We start from the raw sequence: 1,041 nt of genomic DNA on the forward strand, positions 1-1,041 counted from the left end.
CAAAAACACAACCTGGCTCATGTTAATCACATCATTATTTTCTATAGTCATTATGCCATGGGGAGATGAGGAGTCAGATTAGCCTTCCCGACTCCCGACTCCCGACTCCCGACTCCCGACACCCGACTCCCGACTCCCGACTCCCAATTCTAAATTCTAAATTCTACATTCTACATTCCCTACCTCCCGTCGATACCGAGCACGTGCTGGTGTTCCCCAGCATACTTGCTGCTCTGGGATATTACTAAACACACTGCTGCGAGCACCAATGACGGCATTCGCTCCAATTTGGACACCGGGAGCAACGAAGCAATCGGTGGCAATCCAGGCTCCGTTACCAACATTTATCTCAGATGTGATTAAACCAAAGGCTGGGTCTTTGATATCGTGACTACCGGTACAGAGGTAACATTTTTGCGAAATAATGCAGTGACTACCAATGCGAATCCGATCGACGCTGTAGAAAACCACATCATCGCCAATCCAACTGTAGTCACCAATTTCTACTTTCCACGGGTAAGTAAAACGAGCAGTGGGTCGAATGACGACATTAGTACCAATCTTGGCTCCAAATAATTGGAGCAGCCATCGGCGGAAGCCGTTGAAGTTATGAAGACTTAAGGGAAAAGCGATCGCTTGCACCAACCACCAGATTAAGATTAACCAGCTGGGACGCCCTCGGTCAAATCGAGATGAGTCGTATTTGCGTAAATCAACTAAGGGGGCTAAATCTAAAGCTGGTAGTTTACTTAAGTCAGTAGTCATCTATTGATTTGGTTGAAGGTTGAAGGTTGGGTGGTTGAAGGTTGGGTGGTTGAAGGTTGGGTGGTTGAAGGTTGGGTGGTTGAAGGTTGGGTGGTTGAAGGTTGGGTGGTTGAAGGTTGAAGGTTGAAGGTTGTTCGCCTTTGGGGTTCGGTGAAGGGTAGCTTGTTCGCCTTTGGCGTTCCCGTAGGGTAGGTTGAATGTTGAAGGTTTTAAGCGTCAACCGGCCAACCTGCACCCGACTCCCGACTCCCGATTCCCGATTCCCGATTCCCGACT

At 48.6% G+C, this 1,041-nt stretch carries 2 protein-coding genes; both read right to left on the reverse strand.

Translation table 11 applies throughout. The features are described from left to right. Nucleotides 1-156: 156 nt before the first annotated feature. Nucleotides 157-765, reverse strand: coding sequence for a hormogonium polysaccharide biosynthesis acetyltransferase HpsU (gene hpsU, locus F6K20_RS39670; protein ID WP_009149883.1), 609 nt, complete (start codon nucleotides 763-765; stop codon nucleotides 157-159). Then, the coding region (locus tag F6K20_RS39675; protein ID WP_287298608.1) for a hypothetical protein at nucleotides 755-1,041 on the reverse strand (287 nt) is incomplete at its 5' end. The genes hpsU and F6K20_RS39675, both read right to left, overlap by 11 nt.

It is taken from the genome of Moorena sp. SIO2C4 (assembly GCF_010672485.1).
In the GTDB taxonomy this organism is placed as follows: Bacteria; Cyanobacteriota; Cyanobacteriia; order Cyanobacteriales; family Coleofasciculaceae; genus Moorena; species Moorena producens.